Here is a 22,961-nt window from a genome sequence, read left to right as displayed (position 1 = left end):
TTCAGGATGAAAACATACTCCATAACTGAGGTGGCAGAATACTTTAACATGACACCACATACCCTGCGTTACTATGACAAGGAAGGTCTTATGCCTTTAATAGAGAGGAGCTCCGGCGGAAAACGCGTGTTCAAGGAATCGGATATAGAAGCTTTAAAAGTAATTGAATGCCTGAAGTCATCCGGAATGCCGATTAAGGAAATTAAACATTTTATTGAGTGGTGCTCTGAAGGAGATTCCACCCTGCAGCAAAGATATGACATGTTCCTGGAGCGGAAAGCTTCCGTAGAAGCACAGATGGAAGAATTAAAAAAAACGATGGAAGTCATAGAACATAAATGTTTGTACTACAAGACTGCCGTGGATAGCGGGACGGAAGCTGTTCATAAGAACAATAAAGCAAAAAGTTCATCCCCTCACTAGCTTCGCTATTTAAAAACACAAGATGCCTTAAAAATATGTGATGATAGAATAGAAAAAAAGCATACCCGGCGGTATGCCTCAATTAGTGGTACTATTTTATCGTTCTAAGGAATCAGCTCAAGCGGGGCAACGCGCCCGTATGAGACTGTGGCAAGACTGCTTTTGGCTGCCCACCGGACGCTATTGCTGATGACTTGAAGAATCTCAGGCTGATAGTAGACCGGAAAAGTCTCATGCCCGGGTCTGAAGTAAAAGATGTTACCCTGTCCGCGCTTGTAGCAGCAGCCGCTGCGGAACACTTCTCCGCCTTCGAACCAGGAAATAAAGATAAGCTCATCGGGTGCCGGAATCTCAAAACGTTCGCCATACATTTCTTCCTTTGGAATCTCAATATACTCTCCAAGTCCCTTGGCGATTGGATGGCCCGGTTCAATGACCCAGATCCGCTCCTTCTCGCCGTCATCACGCCATTTTAAGGCGCCTGTATTGGTACCCATTAAAGCATGGAATATCTTCGAGTTATGTCCAGAATGAAGCACAATTAATCCCATGCCGTTCAGCACCTTTTGCCGTACCTTTTCCACAATTTCATCACTTACTTCGTCATGGGCCAAATGTCCCCACCATAGCAGTACATCCGTTTGCTCCAGTACTTCACTGGTCAAACCATGCTCTGGTTCATCCAGAACCGCGGTTCGTGCCTCCATATCTTCTGTAGTATTCAAATAATTGGCCAGTACCGTATGAATCCCTTCCGGATATACAGCTCTAACTTCTTCATTGTGTCTTTCATGACGATATTCGTTCCAGACTGTGACTTTGATTGTAGACATGATATTTCCCCCTTGTTAGATGAAAATCCACCGTTGTTCTTTTAATGAGACTAGGATTGAATCAATCGCATGCTGGTTTACATAGCCGTCTTCCATAGTGGCATCGTATCCGTCACCATGTCCGTTTACCAGATTAATGAACGCTGTCATTTGATCCACCTGAAATTCTGCAGGAATCTCTACTTTCCGGAATACCTCATCACCATCTTCAGCTAATTTAACGTGTAGAACATCCTCTTCCTCCAGGTTATACAGCACCGCTCCCCGGTCCCCAAAGATTTCTAGCTGCTGAAAGTTTCCCCTGCCGAATGCAAATCTGGAGATTGCCATCGTGGACGAGATCCCCCCGTCAAGCCTGGCAAGCACATGACAGAAATCATCGACATCTACCTCTCCTTTCCCATCACTCTCAAGCAAAGGCCGATCCTTGATAATCGTTCCGGCATCTGCCATTACCCGTTCCACATTGCCTACAAGAAAACGCTGAAGATCGAGCAAATGCGAACCCAGGTCTCCAAGCGCGCCTGAACCGGACAGCTCCCTGCGGAATCTCCAGACCAGCGGAACCTGCTCACTTAGCCCCCAGCCTTGCAAATACTGGCCGTAAACATGTTTAATTGCACCTAATTTCCCTTGATCGATCAGCCATTTTGCATACCTTACCGCCGGCTTGTACCGGTAACTGAAACAGATCATATGCGGTAAATCCGTCTCACTCAGCAGATCACGCAGTGCGGCAGCTTCCCGTTCATCAAGCGTCACCGGCTTCTCCAGAGCAAACGGCTTTTGCTGCTTGATGGCCTCACAGGCAATTTCATAATGGTTATAGTTGGGCGTACCGATACTTACAGCCTCAAGCTCAGGGTCTGCCAGCATTTCTGTATAATCCAAGTACCTTCTTGATTCCGGGATCTTATATTGCTCTCCCCGGCTTGCCAGCACTTCTTCCTTACAATCACAAATCGACCACAAGACCGCTTCTTCATTCGCTAAAATTCCGGAAATATGCATGTCAGATATGCCGCCGAGACCAATTACACCGACTTTCAGTTTTGCCAACTGCACCACCCTGCCTCTTATCAATATCGTTTGTAACACATTTAAAGTATAGTTTGTGCTAGAATAAACGAACATGGCTGAAAGATACCCTTTTTGTACAAAAACTACTTTTTCTTTTCCTTAAGGGGGCGTAAATGTGTTTGCTGTCAATACCGAAATGCTGCCAAGAATCAAGCTGATGGGATTCGTTTCCTACAAGCAGCCCTGGATTCATTTTAAAAGAACAACAAACGAGCATGTCCTCTATTTCATCAAAAGCGGAGAACTTCACCTTACAGAGAAAGGAATTCATTATATTCTAAAAAAGGGAGATATCCTTTTACTGGAGCCGAATATAGAGCATGAGGGAACAGAAAAACATGTCTGCGATTACTACTTTATTCATTTTGAGCATCAGGATATAAGCTTCGCACAGGCGGGGGATTTGCTGACAATGGCCAGACGCTTCATTCTGGAGGAGGAAACGCAGCAAACCGAAGGAGGCGATTTCATTTGCCATTTTCCGAAACATTACAATTTGTCCAAAAACGTTCTGTCTCTCTCTATTCAAGCTATGAATGAAATGCTGATGTTATATAGAAGAAAATATTTCAACCGCGGACTAACTGCCCTGAAATTTACCGAATGGCTTATCGAGGTGTCACGCGAGCATTTCATTGCAGCGCTTCAAAATCATGAGGGCAGCAATACCAAGCCCTTGATTAAAGTCCATGCCCTGCTGGACTATATTCACGAGCATTATACAGACAAAATTACCGGGCAGGGGATCGCGCAGGAATTTGACTGCAATTATGACTATCTGAACCGCGTCTTCACCAGGCTGACAGGCCAGAGCATCATGCGCTATGTCAATCGCGTAAGGATCAATCATGCGAAAGAGCTGATTGAAGCCACGCATCTGCCGTTTGGTGAAATCGGCTATTTGACTGGTTTGGACGACCCTTTTTATTTCAGCAAAGTGTTTAAGAAGATTGTTGGAGTTACACCTTCACAGTATTACAAAGAGATACGGGGCCAGGTAAAAGAATCCCATTAAAGAACAAAACCGGGGCAGCATCAGGTGTACCCGATGTTGCCCCGGATGGGGTTAAAGCCTACAAAAGTTTAACGGCGAACGCCTCGTACGGCCGCAATTGTAATTGTCTAAAGTCTAAGTCTTCTCTGGAATAGTTTCCGATGATTAATTCCCCGGCTTGACCGAAACCGGGCAGCTCCAGCGCTACAGCCTCCCTGCTGAAATTGGCGGTTACCAGCCAGGTCTGACCTTCGTACCGGCGGTAATACATGAACACTTGATCCGGCACACCCGTCACCAGTTCAAAATCACCCCATACAACGATCGGATTGTTCTTTCGCAGTTCGATTAACTTCCGGTAGCAGTGGAACACTGAATCCGGATCCTCCAGGTTCGCCTTCATGTTAATTTCTGTATAATTCGGATTTACAGGCAGCCATGGCTCTCCGGTTGTGAATCCCCCGTTAGGGGTAGTATCCCATTGAATCGGTGTCCGGGCATTATCTCTGCCCTTGGCATTAATGGAATGAATAATCTCTTCCTTGGCATATCCGCCTGCAAGCCGTTCATGATACATATTGATGCTCTCTATATCCTGCACTTCGCTGATCTCTTGAACCGGATAATTAGTCATTCCAAGCTCTTCGCCTTGATAAATGTAAGGTGTGCCCTTCATTAAGTGCAGCAGAATGGCGAACATCTTCGCGCTCTGCACACGGTACCGTCCGTCATCCCCCCAACGGGATACAATCCTCGGCAAGTCATGATTGTTCCAGAACAGGCTGTTCCAGCCTTCGTTCCCCAGCTCCGTCTGCCATTTCGCCAGCACCTGTTTTAATTCACTTACAGCAAGCGGCTTCAAATCCCACTTTTCTCCGCCTTCCTGCTGATCCAGACCGATATGTTCAAACTGGAATACCATGGAAAGCTCGTTACGGTCCGGATTAGAATACAGCTTAGCCGCTTCCGGTGTCGCCCCCCAAGTCTCCCCCACGGTCAGAACATCATGCTTGCCAAACGTCTCCCGGTTCATTTCCTGAAGGTATTCATGCAGCTTCGGGCCGTTTCCTGTAATCTCCTGATCCGGTATTTTGCCGACCAGATCAATCACATCCATACGGAATCCTCCGACCCCTTTATCCAGCCAGAAATTCATCATGTCCCATACCTCTTGCCGGACTTTGGGGTTCTCCCAGTTCAGGTCCGGCTGTCTGCGGCTGAACAAGTGCAGATAGTACTGGCCGCTCGTTTCATCAAGCTCCCAGGCCGAACCGCTGAATGTGGAACGCAGGGAATTGGGAACTCCGCCGTTCACCGGGTCACGCCAGATATAGTAGTCCCGGTAAGGATTGTCTTTTCCCTTGCGGGCTTCAATGAACCATGGATGCTCATCCGAAGTATGATTGACCACCAGATCCATAATAATCCGGATGTTGCGGTGCCCTGCTTGTTCGATTAATTCATCCATATCCTCCATTGTTCCGAATTCGCTCATAATATCCTGATAATCACTGATGTCATAGCCGTTATCATCATTTGGCGACTTATAAACGGGACTAAGCCATATCGCGGTAATACCAAGCTGCCCGAGATAGTCTAATCTGTTGATAATTCCCCGGAGATCGCCGATCCCATCTCCGTCGCTATCCTGAAAACTCCTAGGGTAGATCTGGTAGATAACCGCTGTCTGCCACCATTTCGTATTACTCAATGCAATCACTCCTATATGTTCTATTTATCTATAACTATAAACCAAAAATGAAAAGAGACATAACCGAAGGATTATGCCCCTTTGTCAGACAGATTCGTTTAACAAATAAATTCAGTAATGGAGCACCGCCTATTTCTTGCCGTTTTCTTTAAGCCAGGCATCAAGCTGTTTTTGTGCTTCTGCAATCACCTTGTCGGCTCCTGCTGCCTTTTGTTTCTCCAGCATTTTAGGGACAACCTCTTCCGGATCCAATTGACCGGACTTCAGCCCGTCTACAAAGGTTTTATTGGCATTGTCGATTGAAATCAGTTCATTTTTAACCGGCTCCGGATCAAAGACAAATCCGAAAATCCGGGAAGGGTTCGAAGAAATTTGTTGATTGAATTTTTCATAGTTCTGGTATTTATTCGGGTCTTCTCCTACACGGGTGTAGTTAAGCATCTGATTGCCGATTTGCCACATAATATCATGATAATAGCCGACGCTGTCTGTTGTTTGACCTTCCGGCAGAGCAATCTGGCCATCTTGCAGCACATAATGCTTCCCTTCAATTCCGAAGTTAAAGAGGGTCAGCAATTCCTTGTCTTTATAAAAGAGGTTAAGCAGCATCATTGCACGTTCAGGATCTTCTGAGCTCTTCGAAATCGCATACATGGTTGCTGTCATCTTTCCGGTCTGCAGACGGTCAATATTAAGAGGAATCTGCAGCATTTCACGCCCTGCCTTGATCGAACCATTCGGTGAGATCGCAGCTTTACCAATCTCCATATCAGCCAGAATGTCCATATCACCTACAAAAGCGAACCCTTTACCGGCCTGCATTTTCTTCCAGGCATCTAAACCGGGGGTCAGTGCATCCTTGTTAATATACCCCGCCTTGTACCATTTGTTGGTCAGCTTCGCAAGCTCCATATAGCGGGGCGTGGTGAATGAATTGATGACTGTATAATCATCAGCCGCTGTCCCTACGGTGTTAATTGCAGCGATACTTACAATAGAGTCCAGATTCGCGGATGAATAGTAAGCTTCGAGCGGAAAGCTTGGTGCCACCAAAGGCGTGATCCCCGGTTCTTTCTCTTTTATGGTTTGGAGCATAGGCTCCAGATCCTCGACTTTACCGGACTTCAGTGCAGTCAGATCAAAGCTGTATTTGTCCACAAGCTCTTTGTTCAAGTAAACACCTTGCGTGCCGCCCAGCTCCTGATGGGTATGAATACCGTACAGCTTGCCGTCGCGTTTGGCCGGCTCGTGGTAATCCTTCTCTACAGCTTCGATATCAGGACCGTACTTGGCCAGCAAATCATCAAGCGGCAGCAGTCCCCCTTTGGTAACCTGTTGCTGGAAGCCAAGCCAATCCGCCGTAAACAGCAGGTCCATTTTATCACCGGAAGCCATCATCAGATTCGTTTTATCGCTCCAAGCCCCCCAATCAATGGGATTCAGCTTGACCGTCATATTCAATTCCGGATAAGTCTGCTTCAGATAATCATTCATCGCATCCTGAACCAGCTGATTGTCTTTTTGAGGCGCATCGGGGAATACCATCACAACCTCGTAAGGCTTAAGCCCCGTGCTGGCTGCCCCCTCCGGCTCAGCTGAACCCGCTGGTGAATTTGCTGTGTTATTTCCGCCGCAACCGGCTGCTACGACTGAAGTCAGCATCAGTGCTGCCAGCACAGCAGAACTCTTTTTTAACCAATTCATAAATAGTAGACCTCCCTGGAATTCTTCTATTTTTCCCTTTGAAACCATTGTCAGCATATACTAATCCGGCATAATGCCGGAATCAGCCTTTCACAGCGCCTACGGTAAGACCCTTTACAAAGTACTTCTGCAGGAACGGGAACACCAGCACCAGAGGACCGATCGCAATCATTGCCATGGCCATACGGATAGATTCAAGCGGTGTCGTAACCTGGGCGGTGGAGCTATAGGCCTTATTGGCGATCGTCTGCAGGAATGAAGCGTTCATTAAGGTCTTGGTCAGCAAATACTGCAGAGAGAACAGCTTCTCATTCTGGATGAAGACCAAACTTGTAAACCAGTCATTCCAGTAGGATACGGTGGTGAACAGCCCGATTGTCGCCATAACAGGCAGGGACAGCGGCAGAATAATGCTGAAGTAGGTCCGGAATTCTCCTGCACCGTCAATCTGCGACGAATCAATCAGAGAAGGCGGAATACTGTTCGTAAAGAAGGTCCGCATGATAATAACGTTGAAGCCGCCAATCAAGCCAGGAATGATTAAGGCCATTAAAGTATCCTGAACATGTAAAAAGCGGGTGTATACAAGATACCAGGGCAGCAAACCACCCGAGAACAGCATCGTAATCAAAATGTAGAGGCTCAGAGCCCCCCTGAGCGGAAACTCTTTTCTTGATAACGCATAGGCCATTGCCGAAGTCACGAACAAGCTGACCACCACACCGGTGATCGTTACCAGAGCAGACACACCATAGGCCCGCAATATTTTCTCGGCATCTTCAATTAAATACTGATAAGCGACAAGGCTGAATTTACCCGGCCAGAAGCTGTAGCCATGAACGGTTACCCAGTCTTCGTCAGCGAGCGATATCATAAGCACGAGCCAGAACGGGATCAGGCACGCCAGGCTAAACAAGGTCAGAACAATAATGATGACGGGATTGGTTCTTTTGGAATTCATATTGATCTCCTTTTAGAATAGGGCATTTTCTTTGCTGACTTTACGGACAATCAGGTTGACAGTCACGACTAGCGTGAAGCCGACAACGGATTGCAGCAGCCCTGCCGAGGAGGCAAGTCCCGTATCGCCGGTGACCAGTAACGCATTGTATACATAAGTATCGATAACTTCCGTTGTCTCTTTAATCATCCCGGATGCCATTGTCGCCTGATAAAACAAACCGAAATCAGCGTTGAAAATCCGGCCAATCGCCAGCAAGGTCATGATGATAATGATCGGAGCAATCAACGGGATTGTAATTTTCGTCATTTGCTTCCAGCGGCTTGCCCCGTCAATGACAGCAGCTTCATAATATTCGGAGTCAATTCCGACAATCGCTGCCAAGTAAACCACTGCCGAATACCCTACACCCTTCCAGGTGTTGACAATAGTCAAAATATAAGGCCAATGCCGTGCTTCCGCATACCAGTTATTAGGCTCGAGCCCAAAGGGCTCCAGGATGAATTTATTGACGAAGCCCAGTTCCGGATTTAAAAACCCGTAGACAATATAGCCGACAATGACCATGGATATAAAATTGGGCAGGATCACTGTACTCTGAAAAAACTTGGAGGCGAATTTATTTTTGACCTCGTTAAGCATAAGGGCCAACAGCACAGCCAATAAGGTATTGATTACTAAAAAGCTGATGTTATACAGCAACGTATTTCTGATGATCACCCACGCATCATTTGAAGCAAACAGAAACTTGAAATTATCCAGTCCGATCCACTTGCTCCCCCAGATCCCGTCCGTATAATTCAGATCCTTAAAGGCCAGAAAAATCCCAAACATGGGAAGATAATTATTGATTAACATCAGCAGCACACCAGGCAGTGCCAGAACAATTAAGGCCCTGTACTTCCAAAAGCCTTTCCGTTTCAATCCTTTTTCCGAAGCCATAGTTCCACACCTTCTCATTGGGTTATGTCTTCATTATAAGAAGTTGCCTGCAGCTGCTCTGCCGTTTTTATAACCTCAGTCTATTCGTTTTGTGACTTTACGATATTCCTGGGGATTGACATCAAACTGCTTGCGGAACATCTTGGTAAAATGCGAAAAATTACTATATCCTACCTGTTGCGCTATCGCACTTACCGGCAGATCCGTAGTGTCCAGCAGTTCGCGGGTACGGTTCATTTTAACTGAAATCAGAAAATCGATGAGACTTTGGCCTGTTTCTTTTTTGAATAGCCTGGAGAGATAAGCCGGATTCAATCCCACATAATTTGCGACAATATCTCTCGATATCTCTACTTCCACATTGTGCTGAATGTAGCGGATGGACCGCTCAATCACGCCCCCTTTTTCCTGCCGTTCGAACTCTGCTTCCATAACGGCAGATACCATTCCTTCTGCCCAATGCCTGTATTGAGCCAGACCCCGGATGCGGGCGCTTGTCCAATCTGTAAACTTGGCTATACTGCCTGCATTAATTCCTCTGACCTGCAGGAAGTGGTATATAATCTGCAGCGTATCCTGATGCAATGCGTCCAAATGTCTTCCCTGAAAGCATGGATCAGCCTGTAATTTTTCAGTCAGGTTATGGATAAACTGCACAGCAGATTCCCGTTTTCCGGTTAGCATATAAGCAGCTAAATCATCAAGTTCTATACCTTCCGACTCTGAGGACAGCGGCACCTGGTCTTGAGGGATGTATAGGAGCACCGATTGTGTCCGGGAAATGTTGTCACGCTCCATTGTCTTTAAGCTCTCGCACATTCCCGGCAGCTCTTGAAGGGATTTGAACGAGCCGACATAGCAGGTTACTATGCTGTAGAACATATCCTGGCATGCCTTAATAAAATGCTGTCCGGCAGCTGTGAGCTGCTGAATACCAGGCTTCCCGGCTTTCCCGCCTTTGGCATACAGCAGAATGAACAAAACCCCGTGTTTATCCGTAACGGCCTCGCCCTGGTACTCCTCAGTGAAGAATTCTGCCGCCGCTTTTTTGACGGCATATTCCATAATCTCCTGATCACGCGGGCTTAAGGGTTTATTCCAATTTTCAATACTGATCAGGATTGGCAACACCAGATCAGCAGGCTCTAACCCCACGCCGGCGCCTGCCAGCTCCCGTTCGAAAAAATCTCCAAAAGACAGAATGCTGCGGGACAACAAATCCTGCCAGAAACGCTCCACACGCTTCGGCTTCTCTTGCTGCCACAGATTAAGATACTTATGGTACATTTTATTGTAAGATTCGTACTCTTCTTTCTCACGGACAGCTGCAATCATCCCCGATACGGCAGACAACAGTTCAGCTGTATCAACTGGCTTGAGCAGATAATCGAAGCTCCCGAGGTTAACTGCTCTTTTGGCATAGGAAAATTCGGAATGACAAGTCAGAAAGATGGTTTCCGTCCAGGGCGAGTGTTCTTTCACCCAGCCAACCAGCGAAAGCCCGTCTTCATCGGGCATTTCAATATCGCATATCAGCAGATCAATCTTTTTTTCATTTATTATTTCTCTGGCTCTGTCTGCTCTATTAGCTGTCACAACCTCTTCAATTCCAGCCTCGTTCCAGTTACAGCAGTAAAGAAGGCCCTCTACAGCAAATTGTTCATCATCCACAATCAATAATCGCATCGCTTATCGTTCTCCTTCTGTATATTCAATGGGCAGGATCAGGCGCACCCGGAATCCGGACGGCTTATTCCCGCTGAAGTGAATGCCGGCACGCCCCTGATATCTCATGGCCAGCCTCTGTTTCACATTCCAGATCCCGATATGACCTTCCTCAGTTCCCGGCGTGTAATCAGGAGCATTTAACTCCTGCAGTTTCTGGGGACTGCTCCCTTTTCCGTTGTCCGAAATCTCAACAATCATGGTATCATTCGCTTCTTCAGAACGGACTGCCGAGAGATCCAGAGTGAACGTCTCTGTTTTTAAACTTATGCCATGAAGCATGGCGTTTTCTACAAAGGGCTGTATGATCAAGGACGGTATAACGGCGCTTTTAAGATCCTCGGCTACGGTAATCCGGAAATCGAAAGATTGCTGATAGCGCATCTTTTGAATTTCAAGATAATTGCGGAGATGCTCCATTTCTTGTCCTAAAGTTATACTGTTCTCCTTCACCTGAAGCATAAAGCGGAAATACTGCACCAGATGGCGCACCGTCTTTTTCACCAGTTCATATCGCTGCAGATCGGCAAGCTGAAAAACAATATTGAGCGTATTCAGGAAAAAGTGCGGATTAATTTGCATCTGCAGATGCTTCATCTCTGCTTTTTGCGCATGTAACCGTTCCTCATAGACATCAATTTTTAAATCTTGTATTTCAACAACCATAGAATTAAATGCCTGATTCAGCGCTTGAAACTCTAAGAGGTTAGAAGTCGGAAGCTGGGTCTCCATAGAACCTTTTCTTATCCGGTGGATTCCCCCCAGTAAATCCAGAATCGGACGGATGACCATGCGGCGAAAATAATACAAGTAGACCAGCAGAATGATCAAAATAAAAAAGGGAAGCACATTAATAATCATCTGGAAGATATTCAGGCCTTGAAGCAGTTCTGAAGCGGGGATGACCACGGAAAGATTGATTCCCAGAGTCGCTGACTGGCTGGACACAACGAATAATTTAACGCCTTCATGCGAAAAGGAAAACGAAGCATTCCGGCTCAGCTCCTCACGCGGCAGCTTGAAATTATATCCCATTGTTTCTGAAGAACTGGTCAAGATATTCCCGTTATTATCCACGATTAGCACATCCCCGCCGGATTGCAGGTTTAGATTGCCCAGCGGTGAACGCAGGGAGTCGATTCGGATAAGTGCGCCGATATAGGCGGGACTGCCCAGATCATTGCCTGCTATCCGGTTTAGATAGTAATCTCCTGCAATCTTAACGAGGGTCCATTTATACCGGAGCGATTCTAATTGATCCGTCTTATGAACCGTCTCTGTAATCGATGCCCGGACTTTATCCATATAATCTTCTGTCGTTCCCAGTACATTGGACAATGTCAGTGTATCGTTAACGCTGGAGTATAGATAGAACATGTCGACGCTATGATAATAGGCCTGATAGGCTTGATTTCGTTGCATAAGCCCCATGCGGGCAAAAAAGTATTCGGAATCTGTCCGCCCCGGGGAAGTGAGCTCTAAAAAGTTCTCATCATGATCAACAATATCCACCAGATTAATCGTAATATCCCCGAGGCTGCTCTCCATCATTTGCAGATTGGAGCTCACCAGGTTCTGATAGGATCTGGATACCTGATCCAGAACATTTTGCTTGGCATAGTACCCCCCTGCAAAAAGCACAGTGAGCAGAGGAATCGTTATAGCGGCAAACAGTTGAACAAGCCTTACACCCAGCGAATTTTTTTTGTTCTTCATAATGCATCCTTCCTGTGACCTGACAGTAAAATAACCCCACAAAGTGGGGCCTTTAAATAGAAGCCGACTCAAAGGGCCACCTTGGTGACCCTTGAACGGCATAAGTTAACTTCTGTTGCTCTATTTTAACAAATACGCAATGGCTTGTGCCGCTTCTGCCCGGGTAGCATGAGCTCCAGGCACAAAGGCTCCATCGGCATAACCTTTCATCAAACCGGCCGATTGTACCAGTTGAACCGCTGCTTGTGCCCAGGCTGAAATCTCATTACTGTCCCGGTAGGCTAACGATGACTCCGCCGACCGGTCGGTACCGCCAGCCTTTAAAAATGCCCCTGCCAGCATCACAGCCATCTCCTGCCGCGTTATCCGTTCATCAGGCGCAAATCGTTCACCGCTTCTTCCGGTAATCAAACCTGCCTGATAAGCAGCAGCAATATCATCCGCATACCAGCTGTCTGCAGCAACATCCGTAAACGGTACAGGACGGTCAGCCTTCAATTGAAGCGCTCTGACCAATAATGCTGCAAACTGTGCGCGTGTGATCTTCGCCGAGGGGACGAATGTATTCTCTGTCATTCCACTAATCACATGCTTCGCCGTCAAGGTATGAATGGCCTTGAACGCCCAATGCTCCGCAGGTACATCAGTAAATGATTTGTCGTAAGCGAATAGGGTATAACGGCTGAAGTGATATAGGTCCGCACTGATTTGCTGTGCTGCTGTATTTGCTCTGCTGCTGACATAATCCCACTTCCGGAGCGGTTCCAGGAAAGAGTAGATCCCCAGCAAATCATTAAGTTCCCCTTGTCCAGCAAGATCGTCAAGCTTTAAGGTGAGCTGCACTGGGCTTCTGAAAGAATCAAGTCTGGATACGCCTTCGTTTGCCGTCGTCACTCCGAATTCAAATTCATAGACCGGTCCAGCGGAAATCCAGGGCTTCCCGTCCGGAAGAAAAGCATCCTTTGGCTCGATCTTGTTAAATGTAATTTGAATGTTCGAATCAGCTGTCAGTTTCCCTTTGTTCGCTTCAAGAAGCTGAAGGATATGGTCCTGCATGAAATGCAGAGTGAACTTATTTCCTTGAAGCAGCAGGTTCTCTCCTTGCAATCCCTCTACAGCGGAAACCGGGATGAGCATCCGATTGTACTTCTCCTCATTGACCGCAATTGAAATGTTCCCATTGGCCGCCACGCTTAAGTCCTTAGCCTGCAAGACAAGGGCCTCTCTTTTCGCTGCTGCCGGAGTTGGCGTAGCGGAGTTCCCGGCATTGCTTCCCGATGATCCCGGTGCAGCAGTAGCTGCCGGTGTTGGAGTTGCGGTTACAGCCGGTGCCTGGGTTGGAAGACCGGGTTCTTCGCTGCTGAAGATAGGCTGTACTTTTACTGTTTCCGGGTCTTTGTCGATATAAATCATTGTCCAATACTGCAGAGAAGGCAGTTCAATGAGCAGATTGTCGCCATCCCAGGAATACTCCAGCTCCTGTGACAGGCCATGCCCGGCGTCCGGTGTAGCAGCATAGACCTTCAGATCCGGTGCTTCTTTCTCTGTGATCCCGATATCGTATGATACTTTCAATGAGTGGAGAACCGCCGGCTCATTGGCTGCATTTCGCCAGTTGCTGTCATTGTTAAGCAAATTGATCAGATGCAGCACGTCATATCGTTCAAAGCCTGGATTCGCATCATTTTTTCGGACGGTTGCCCAAAGGGTATTATCCATTCCGTCTTTGCTTATTGCCAGTTTGCCGCCATCGGCCTCGACGGATACCGTTACCGATGAATCGGCTGTGCTGCGGAATAGCAGGTTTTCATAGGCTGCATTAAATTTATAGTATTCCTGCATGGCTTCTTTGGTGGAGGCCAGCATTTTTTTGCTGCGGTTCGGATAGTATTCATGGGCCAGCATGTTCGGGCCTTCCGATTGCTGCTCAGCCGTTCCCAGTTCAATATGTGTAGCCCCCATTGATGCCAGCCCGGCATCCATCAGCCGTACGGACGGCTCGTTGAAATAACCCGCCGTTACTCCGCGGAGCCGGATCGTTCCGGCAATATCGTCCGGTTCCATACGAAGGGTAACGGTATGAATTCCCGCTTCCATGTGTGGAATAATCACATAGCCGTCTCCGCTGTACTTCTCAATGCTGTCCGTGCCATCCAATCCGATCTTCAGCTCCTTGCCATGTTCGTCCTTGGCACGCACCCCGTCAATATAAACTGAACGGGTGGTTAAGCCGCCCGGATTGGAATAAGTAAAGATCAGACTCTGCTCCCCCGATTGAGGTATGTTCACCGGATAGGTTACCTGCTGGCCTACTTCGCCAAAATTCAACACGGTATCCTTATAGAGTGAGAACGGTGACTCCGTGTTTGTACTTTCAGCTTCATAGCTGCGGGTTACAGCGTCTGGAGCATCTGATAAGGTAATGTTCAGCTTATCCAGCCTGATCCCGCTGTCCTGACCTTCCGGCATCTTAATAATAATGGTGTTATCACCTTCTGCCAGCCGGATGCCGTTCACCGCCGCCTCTTCCCATCCGGAGCCCGTAGTTGGTGCAAAGCTTATTGGAATTCCTGTACCATTGTTAATATAAACGCTGCGGCTAACGGTCACTGCTCCCTGGGCATCATTTTGATAAATCCAGCCGAGATCATAGAGGCCAGACTGCCCTATATTCACTGTGAACGCTACACGGTCATTGACATTATTGAAGTCGGAGGCATACCCGGTTAAAGGAACAACTCCTCCTGTCACTTCAGCGCTGCCTGTACTGTATTCGTACCCTCCGGCGATAATCCCGCCAACATTGGTATATTGTCCGCTTGATTCCATCTTCAGCGTAACCTTATGGTACCCCTGCTGGAGCGGGACTGACAATTCAAGGGGCTGCATGGTGCCGCTCCAGCCGCCCGCTGTTTTGGGAAACGTGATATTCTGCGCCTGCGGCGCCGGTTCCCCGTCCACCAGTACCGACATTACAGGATCATTATCTCCATGATACAGGACCGTAATCGTGTCCAGCGGATGGTCTGCATATACATTATAGGTGACCGTCTGCCCGGCTTGTCCGAAATTATCCGTCTTGCTCTCACTGTAATTCATGCTGTTGGTTTGCGGAATATCCGCATACATCGCGTAGTATTTCTGTGTGCCGGCAGTCATATATTGGAGCTTGATACCCAGATCATTTGTTGAGGCCTTCAGGGTTATCGTGTTATCGCCTTCCTCCAGATGAACAGTCTGCAGATTGTTCCGTTCGGAGAATTTATCCCATGTTCCCCTACCGGCAAACGTCAGCTCTCCCTGAGGCACATCATTAACCAGCAGCTCACGTTTCACATCCTGCCAATCCGAAGCATAGCTGAACCCAAGCGGATAATCCCCTTCAGCAGGAACGTTCACCTGGAACTTCACATAATCACCTGCGGTATCAAAATAATACACATGGCTGTACTGATCCACAATTACAGTATCCAGCTTGGCATCTACCGCCTCGTAACGTTCATTAATCCCTTGGCCCTGCACCTCCAGGCTCGCGAGATTAAGCCAAAGGTTATTGGTGTTCAGCGTCAGTTTAACTGAATTTTCACCCCTCTTCAGCGTTGCTGCCACCGTAGCTTGTGCAGTCGGATTCCCCCAACCTGTATTAGCTTCAAAGGGAATGGCTGCCGCAGCAATTTCATCGTTAACAATCAGCTTGCCTTCCGGAGAACCGGAGCCATTGCCCTGCCCGTAATTCAGAGCAAGCGTATACAGACCGTCAGCGGGTGCATTAACCGTAAACGTCACCGCATCCGTATCTTTGCGTCCAAAGTTGCCTACCCAGCCGTAAGCTTTGGCAATCCGGGACTGGTAATCCAGCGTTACCGGAACATCCAGCGCTTCCGTACCCCGGGTCGGCAGACCTGTAGCCTCCTTATAGTTCATATAGCCGGCGATAACCATTGCTTTGCCGCCGTCTTTCTTCCGGGTATCTTCCACAACCTTCTGAATATCGCGGTAATGGTTGCGGTCCTGCCAAATCTCACTGTAGTCGAAATTGGTTTTCGTATCCGGATCGGGTACAGCGCTGTATTCGGCATTGCCTCCTACCATATTGAAGGTAACCTTGCTCTTATCGGGATTATTTGCAAGCAAAGAGTCTTTAACCGAGTTAATCAGCTGGGTATAATCCAGAGAATAGTAACGTTTGTTGCCGTTATAGTCATACAGATAATTGTTGTCATTTGCTCCCCATTGGTCCAGGTGGATGCCGTCGAACCCGAAGGTGTTAATGGAACGGTCAAATTGTCTGGTAATATAATCCTGCCAGAACTTGTTGCCCGGGTCTTGCAGGAACAGAGAGGTTGTCTTCCCGTTCACATCAAAGGTATAGCCGTTTTGGTCTTTCTGCGGATTATTTATGTCTAGCTGAGCACTGTTATAGAGTCCCCATTCCGGGCTCACGCCGAAATCTTCATAGTTCTCACGCGCCGCATAATTCATTTGATAGGCCATGGCTGCAGAGCCGTATTTCTGGGCAGCCTCTACCTGCTGCTTAACGCTCAAGGGATACAGCGAACGCCCCAGCAGATCTGTATAATGTGTATCCGCGTTAATATCTTCATCGATAAAATTTCCGTCCGCATCTGTCAGCGGTTGTCCGTTCTCATCTGTTTTGGAATAAACCGAAACATCATGACGCCACATCCAGTCATAGAACTGGTAAGCATTAATGTAGTAGTCCTGAGACAATTCTCTGAGCTTGGAATCACTCTCTTCCGCCGTTTCCTGCGGGAAATCCGCCACATATCCGTATCTCGGGAAATGCGTCCAATCACTAGATACATCTATGGCTGCGGTTACATAATCCGTCGATGCAGCGCCTTCGATCCAAGCTTTTGCCGTATAGCCGCGGAAATCCTCAGCCGGAGGTGTCCAGCCCACGGTAAGCATGTTGCTTCCTTCCTGCAGAACCGTCAGATCTTTGCTGCCTTCGGCAATCAGCGTATTCAGCTGGTAAATCTGCAAATGCAGCTTGCCGCTCCAATCGGCAGATTGATCCAGGGTTAAGATCAGCTCTGCGGACTCACCCGGAGCGAACCGGGCCTTTGAGGGCACCATCTTTAGTATTTTAGGATTCACCTCACCCGCTGGCTCCGCCTTAGCCGTTCCACTGCGGGCATAGCCTGTTGTAAAAGTTTGAACCAGCAACAGCACGAAACAAAGAAATAGAACTGCTTGTTTCCTGACCATAAGACCGCTCCTTCATACTCATAATTTGAGAAGACACCATGCTGCCAAGACTGAACACGGATGTTGGCTTTTTGGGAGGTACATGTTTCAGGGAGGTACATCTTTCAGGGAGGATGTCCATATCAACGTAAACGTTTACTTTAATGAGTAAAAAGTATCCTTTACTAAGACATTCCCCTCCCTATCTGAAAAATATTTATTGCGGATTTCAAGTATTTCATCTCTATTTACTTGAAATCCGCAATACGTAAACGCTTACTATAAATTATCCCGATTATTTTCCCTTGTCAATGGTTACTTTTCTAACACTTGGCCATTATTGACAAAATAGAGGTTAAGACTTATATTTCTCGTAAACGTTTACTGTATTTCAGTTGTTTACTTTATGCTATCAGATAGGCAGGAGATTAGATGAATCCCACGATTAAAGATGTTGCCCAGAAGGCGAATGTTTCCATCGCCACAGTCTCGCGAGTGCTGCATAACCTGGGCGGCTATTCAGATAAAACGAAGCAAAAGGTGGACCAGACCATTAAAGAGCTGAAATATCAGCCGAATGCAATCGCCCGCGGACTGATTAACAAGCGTACCCAAACCATCGGCGTGTTGTTTCCTGATGTGTCGAGTGCCTTCTCTTCCGATCTGCTCCATGGGATTGATGAATTCGTCCATAACCACAATTACAGTGTGGTAGTTTGCAATACCGATCAGGACGGCAAACGCACACTAAAGTATCTGCAGCTTCTGCGAGAGAAGCAGGTAGACGGGATTCTTTTCTCCAGTGAAGCACTTAAGAAAGAGTACTACGACCTGCTGGAAGACATGAGAATCCCGGTGGTCCTGATCTCATCCCAGACCGATTTCCCCAATGTGCCTTACGTTAAGATCAATGATTTTCAGGCTGCCTATGATGCAGTTGATTATCTAATCATCAAAGGTCACCGCAGAATTGCCATGATTAGCGGAACCAGGGGCGATCCCATTGCGGGGACGCCAAGAATCGAAGGATACCGCAAAGCGCTGGAGGCTCACGGAATTGCTTTTAACAGCAGTTATCTCACATATGGAGACTTCATGTATGAGAGCGGCAGCAGAGCAATGAAGACAATATTACAGAAGGCACCTGAGGTTACCGCAGTATTTGCAGCCAGTGACGAGATGGCAATTGGTGCTCTTTCAACCGCTATACAGCATGGCCTGAACGTACCCGAGGACATCTCCATCATGGGTTACGACGATCTCCGTTTAGCACGGATGGTTAATCCGCCATTGACTACAGTCCGGCAGCCGCTTCATGACATTGGAATGATCGCTTCTGAGAAGCTGATTCATATGATTGAATCAGGTGAAATCGCCCAGAGTCAAATCTGCGCCCACTCCATTGTAGAAAGACAAACGGTTAGAACCATTACCTGAAATTGAATGAATAAGAGCAGCATCTGATAGCTAAACAAAAGCGGCTTATCCGGAGATGAGCCGCTTCTTATATACTTTTTCTTTTTGTTATCAGTACTACCTTGCAGCATACACGCTCACCGCTTCGCCTTATAAAACTGATGATAGAGCTTCATGAGCTACCACAACTTCCTTCTCCGTCCCTATAGGATCATGCAGGGATACGTCCTTTTTGGTCTTTTTTAGCGATATCAAATGCATGAGGATTTCATTGTCGATACAGCGGGCGGCAAAGGTCGCAAGCTTCGTACCTTTGTTAGGCCGGTAACTTTGAGGTTTTGGACACGATGCGATGTCATTTTAATAGTGACTGCATAACAAAAAAAGGTCACAGAGGGTATCTTCTGCGACCTTTTTTGCAATTGGGGGACCAGTGAGCTCGGCTTCTCCCCCTTTGTTTTGTTTCTCTATAGTTGCTCCCCTTCACGGTGAACTGCAAGTGGCCAAATTTTTAATTATAAATCCAGACTTGGTTAAGCCTTGCTATTCAACAAAATTAATTATGAAATTGACTCCAGTAGTCTCTTAGCATCATCTAAAATTTCCCTTAGGTTCCATATTATAACTTCTTGCGGAAAGTCCGAATGTGAGCTACATGCGGCTAGTTTGTATTGACTATGTACCTGATATTGCCGAAAATAAAAATGCTCTTGGCTGTGATTATTTTCAAAAGAAATATTTTGATCTTTTACTGAGAATGAAAACGAATCTAATGGAATAGATAATCCATGTCCATAAGCTTTAATATAACTCTCTTTTAATGTCCACAAGTCAAAAAAATATTCATTTCGTTCCTTATCATTCTTTGCAACTATGTCTGCATACTCTTTCTCTGTAAAGATTTTTTTTGCAATATCCAGGTCTATCGGTCGAATTTTTTCCACATCAATCCCCACTGGAGATTGACTAATAACAGCCGTGACCCATTCACCTGAATGGGACACATTAAATTCTACCGAATGTCCTTGTATAAAGGGCTTTCCATATGAATTTGAGGAAATTCTAATGTCCATATTACTCAAATTCATATTCTTAACAAGCATTAGACGAATGAGCAGATCTGCGACTAACGATCGAAGAAAATCATCTTTACGGCTGAATCTGGATAGACGCTCTCCCTTTTCTTTCGATAGAAACTTCAAATAAGACATATACTCATTTATCGAATTTATATTTTCAATTCCCGCAATTCTAACACAAACAATATACATAACGAGCTCCTCTAAACGTTCGACATCTTCCAAAGTAGATTCATTCTATATAGACTGAACTTTTGAATTACAGACGCACGCAAGTTATCTGATTAATCCTTATGACAGCTAAAGCTTACCACGCTTTCTTTGCTTTATGCCACATCGGGAAAGAAACCTGAGACCTTTTTCTTCTCCCAGGTTATTCTGCTTGAAACACATTCAGATATAGACCAACCAGACATTTCCCCAAGCGTTATACGTTCTCTGATAAAAAGAGCCTGCACCACACTCTTCATGCGATGAATGAAATGCTGCAGCTGTACAAGGCGCAAGCATATTACCGAAGCCTGACGGCACTGAAATTCTCGGAGCCTGGCAATAATACGAAATCGGTTGTGAAGGTGCATGCGCTGCTAGACTATATCAAGGAAATTACGCTAATAAATGACGAGCGCCGATATTGAGTGAAAAAAAATACCGTCAGAATGTCCCGACGGTTCCTAAATATTCCTATTCAGTACACTATCTTATAATCCCGGTCCTCTATAATCAATGGTTACTTATTTTATTTCCACTCTAAGCCGAACATTATCCTTCGGCTGCGGGAATGTCAAGGTCAGAACACCTGCATCCGTCTCAACTGTTCCTCCATCCGGCAACCCTTTAATCTGCGAACGCTCTGTAATCTGCAAATTTTTGAAATGCAGAGTCCATTGCGTCCATTTGCCGGTATAACCGAGATGAGCCGAGTCAATAGAGAATTCTGCAGCTTCGGAACTCTCCAGAAGATGCAGCTTGAACAGATTGTATTTACCCTTCTCATAAGCATAGGATTCCCCATCATCGTCGTAAAGCTCAAAAATATTATCCGCGCTTCCCGTACAATAAATATCAAGCTGAAGATTGCCGTTGCCTTCCATTAATGTGGAGCTAACCGGCTCTACCTGCGGCAGAATTGCTCCACCTTTGACATATAAGGGCAAGATATTCACTGGAGCCAGCGCAACTATGCTACGTCCGCCTTCCACTCCTTCTCCCGTCCAATAGTCATACCATGTACCCTCCGGTAGATACACGGCGCGGAAGGTTGAACCCGGCCTGTATATGGGCGCCGCCAGAAGGTCGCTGCCGAGCAGGAACTGGTCGCAAAGATTATACGCCTCGGGATCGGAAGGATACTCAAGAATCAATGGACGAATAATAGGCATGCCTGTTTCTGCAGCTTCCCGAAAAAGGGAGTAGATCAGCGGCATCATCCGATAGCGCAGCTTGATATAATCACGGCAGATTTCCTCGATCTCAGGCCCAAAGGACCACGGCTCCTGTCTTAAGCTGGACTGCTCGCTGTGGTTGCGAAAAAATGGAAACAACGCGCCCATTTGGATCCAGCGGGCCAGCAATTCACCGCTTGCGTGATAAGCAAACCCCCCGACATCAGGACCGGCAAATGCAACGCCGGAGAGACCGAGATTAAGCACCATTGGGATAGACATGGCCAAATGCTCCCAATAGCTGCGGTTGTCGCCAGTCCACACCGCCGCGTACCGCTGGATACCGGCATACCCTGCCCGGGTCAGTACGAACGAACGCCGTCCGTCCAGATTTCTTTTCAAGCCTTCTGCGGTTGCCTTACACATGAGCAGACCATACAAATTATGGACGGTGCCGTGAGATACCGGACTTCCGTTGTTATTGTGAATCGTATCCTCATCCATCGTCATCGTCGGGCTAAAGACGGCGGGTTCATTCATATCGTTCCAAATGCCCTCAATACCCGCTTCCGTGTAAAAACGATGCAAACCTCCCCACCATTCTCCGGTTTTGTCATCCGTAAAATCGGGAAAGACGCTAGGGCCTGGCCATACCGGCCCTTCGAAGGGCTCACCGTCCGGCTTCAGGCACAAGTACCCGCCTTCAATCCCTTCATTGTATATCTCATAATTGGAATCCACTTTGACCCCGGGATCGACAATCGGTACGATTCGGATGCCCAGTTCCCGCAGTTCCTGGATCATCGCCGCCGGATCGGGAAAACGGACAGGATCAAAGGTAAAGACCCGGTACTCGTTCATATGGTGAATATCCAGATGGATCACGTCGCAGGGAATATCTTTCTCGCGAAAAGTATGCGCCAATTGCAGCACTTCATCCTGGGACAAATAGCTGTAGCGGGATTGATGGTATCCCAGCGCCCATTGCGGTGGTAGCTGCATTCGCCCGGTTAACGATGTGTACCGCTTGAGAACATCCTTGATTTGCGGACCGGCAATAAAATAATAATCAAAAGAGCCTGTTTCTGTATGAATAGAGTAGATATCCTTTTGGCTGCGCATATCAAAGAACGTTCTGCCGGGATTATCCAGATAAATGCCGTAGGCCATTTGCGGCTCGTGAACAATCAGAAAGGGGATCGACTGATACAACGCTTCAATCTCCGGTACATGCGGAGAAAATACGTCTGAATTCCACATTTCATAGCGTTCTCCCCGCTTGTCCAGAAAGCCCGTTTTTTCTCCAAGTCCGTAATAATGGGTATCCGGGGAAACATTGAACGTTCCGGACACGGCCATTTTTTCATCCCATAGCAGCAAACTGTTATTTACAACCTTATTACCGGCTTTGTCCATAAACCGAAGGCTACAGTCGGATTTTGATATTTCGAGAATTACATGTTTTGTTTCCCACAAGTAAGCCTCTTTTGTCTCCTGTATCTCCGGAAAATGATGTTCAGCCTCTTTTACAACAGCAATAGTACCTGTCATATCCAAGACCCTGCTTGTGAGCAGTTCCGGGAACAGCTTGATGCGAATGATTCCTTCGCTCATTTTGTTCAACGCGAGAATGCCGTGTTCGCCTTGAACGATCAGCAGGTTCTCCTCCTGTGATATCCCGGTTAATCCCCCCATCCCGAACAGCTCTTTCGAAATCTGGTGGTTTTCGATATTAACGGGACTTATCGCTCCACTATTCAACATTTGCAGGTCCTCCCTTT

General features: G+C 46.9%; 15 protein-coding genes and 1 pseudogene. 4 read left to right on the top strand and 12 right to left on the bottom strand.

Features of this window, described 5'->3' with window-relative positions; genetic code table 11:
- Positions 1-6 precede the first annotated feature (6 nt).
- Complete coding sequence (locus tag JRJ22_RS06425) at positions 7-423, top strand: MerR family transcriptional regulator (RefSeq protein WP_206103727.1); 417 nt, start codon at positions 7-9, stop codon at positions 421-423.
- A gap of 104 nt (positions 424-527) precedes the next feature.
- Here JRJ22_RS06425 and JRJ22_RS06420 read toward each other — a convergent pair whose 3' ends face one another.
- Both JRJ22_RS06420 and JRJ22_RS06415 read right to left on the bottom strand, forming a co-directional pair.
- Entirely contained in the window at positions 528-1,256 is a 729-nt protein-coding gene (locus JRJ22_RS06420) for a ThuA domain-containing protein (RefSeq protein ID WP_206103726.1), read from the bottom strand.
- A gap of 15 nt (positions 1,257-1,271) precedes the next feature.
- Positions 1,272-2,321, bottom strand: a complete 1,050-nt coding sequence (locus JRJ22_RS06415; RefSeq protein WP_232381047.1) for a Gfo/Idh/MocA family protein — start codon at positions 2,319-2,321, stop codon at positions 1,272-1,274.
- A 130-nt stretch (positions 2,322-2,451) separates the two neighbouring features.
- Here JRJ22_RS06415 and JRJ22_RS06410 point away from each other — a divergent pair, with 130 nt between their 5' ends.
- Positions 2,452-3,351: an AraC family transcriptional regulator gene (locus JRJ22_RS06410; RefSeq protein WP_206103724.1), complete on the top strand. Its 900-nt coding sequence runs from the start codon at positions 2,452-2,454 to the stop codon at positions 3,349-3,351.
- 58 nt (positions 3,352-3,409) lie between these two features.
- Here JRJ22_RS06410 and JRJ22_RS06405 read toward each other — a convergent pair whose 3' ends face one another.
- The 7 genes from JRJ22_RS06405 to JRJ22_RS06375 all read right to left on the bottom strand — a co-directional run bounded on the left by JRJ22_RS06405 (position 3,410) and on the right by JRJ22_RS06375 (position 17,321).
- Positions 3,410-5,041, bottom strand: a complete 1,632-nt coding sequence (locus tag JRJ22_RS06405) for a glycoside hydrolase family 13 protein (RefSeq protein ID WP_206103723.1) — start codon at positions 5,039-5,041, stop codon at positions 3,410-3,412.
- Positions 5,042-5,170: 129 nt separating this feature from the next.
- Positions 5,171-6,745 (bottom strand): ABC transporter substrate-binding protein, encoded by a 1,575-nt coding sequence (locus JRJ22_RS06400; protein WP_127601938.1) that lies wholly within the window; start codon positions 6,743-6,745, stop codon positions 5,171-5,173.
- 82 nt (positions 6,746-6,827) lie between these two features.
- Entirely contained in the window at positions 6,828-7,706 is an 879-nt protein-coding gene (locus JRJ22_RS06395) for a carbohydrate ABC transporter permease (protein WP_206103722.1), read from the bottom strand.
- A gap of 12 nt (positions 7,707-7,718) precedes the next feature.
- On the bottom strand, positions 7,719-8,648 hold the full coding sequence (locus JRJ22_RS06390; RefSeq protein WP_206103721.1) for an ABC transporter permease: 930 nt from the start codon (positions 8,646-8,648) through the stop codon (positions 7,719-7,721).
- 75 nt (positions 8,649-8,723) lie between these two features.
- Positions 8,724-10,334, bottom strand: coding sequence for a response regulator transcription factor (locus JRJ22_RS06385; RefSeq protein ID WP_206103720.1), 1,611 nt, complete (start codon positions 10,332-10,334; stop codon positions 8,724-8,726).
- 3 nt (positions 10,335-10,337) lie between these two features.
- Positions 10,338-12,089, bottom strand: a complete 1,752-nt coding sequence (locus JRJ22_RS06380) for a sensor histidine kinase (protein ID WP_206103719.1) — start codon at positions 12,087-12,089, stop codon at positions 10,338-10,340.
- A gap of 120 nt (positions 12,090-12,209) precedes the next feature.
- Positions 12,210-17,321 carry a glycoside hydrolase family 66 protein gene (locus JRJ22_RS06375; RefSeq protein WP_206103718.1) on the bottom strand — a complete coding sequence of 1,704 codons (5,112 nt, stop codon included), beginning with the start codon at positions 17,319-17,321 and terminating at the stop codon, positions 12,210-12,212.
- A 411-nt stretch (positions 17,322-17,732) separates the two neighbouring features.
- Between JRJ22_RS06375 and JRJ22_RS06370 the strand changes: the two genes are divergently transcribed.
- Positions 17,733-18,737 (top strand): LacI family DNA-binding transcriptional regulator, encoded by a 1,005-nt coding sequence (locus JRJ22_RS06370; RefSeq protein ID WP_206103717.1) that lies wholly within the window; start codon positions 17,733-17,735, stop codon positions 18,735-18,737.
- Between the two features lie 168 nt (positions 18,738-18,905).
- On the opposite strand, the pseudogene JRJ22_RS29160 reads toward JRJ22_RS06370, so the two are convergent.
- Positions 18,906-19,049: pseudogene (locus JRJ22_RS29160) on the bottom strand (RNA polymerase subunit sigma-70); the annotation flags it as partial.
- 227 nt (positions 19,050-19,276) lie between these two features.
- The gene (locus JRJ22_RS06365) at positions 19,277-20,020 is read right to left on the bottom strand and encodes a 4'-phosphopantetheinyl transferase family protein (RefSeq protein WP_206103716.1); all 744 of its coding nucleotides are present in this window, start codon (positions 20,018-20,020) and stop codon (positions 19,277-19,279) included.
- Between the two features lie 248 nt (positions 20,021-20,268).
- On the opposite strand from JRJ22_RS06365, the gene JRJ22_RS06360 reads away from it, so the two are divergent.
- The gene (locus tag JRJ22_RS06360; protein ID WP_206103715.1) at positions 20,269-20,433 is read left to right on the top strand and encodes a hypothetical protein; all 165 of its coding nucleotides are present in this window, start codon (positions 20,269-20,271) and stop codon (positions 20,431-20,433) included.
- A gap of 96 nt (positions 20,434-20,529) precedes the next feature.
- Here the strand turns inward: JRJ22_RS06360 and JRJ22_RS06355 are convergent, their stop codons facing one another.
- Positions 20,530-22,944 (bottom strand): glycoside hydrolase family 31 protein, encoded by a 2,415-nt coding sequence (locus JRJ22_RS06355; protein WP_206103714.1) that lies wholly within the window; start codon positions 22,942-22,944, stop codon positions 20,530-20,532.
- Positions 22,945-22,961: the final 17 nt, after the last annotated feature.

Origin of the sequence: Paenibacillus tianjinensis (assembly GCF_017086365.1) — a bacterium.
In the GTDB taxonomy this organism is placed as follows: Bacteria; Bacillota; Bacilli; order Paenibacillales; family Paenibacillaceae; genus Paenibacillus_AQ; species Paenibacillus_AQ tianjinensis.
Note: the sequence above shows the minus strand (reverse complement) of the source record. Positions and strands in the feature narration are given on the sequence as shown.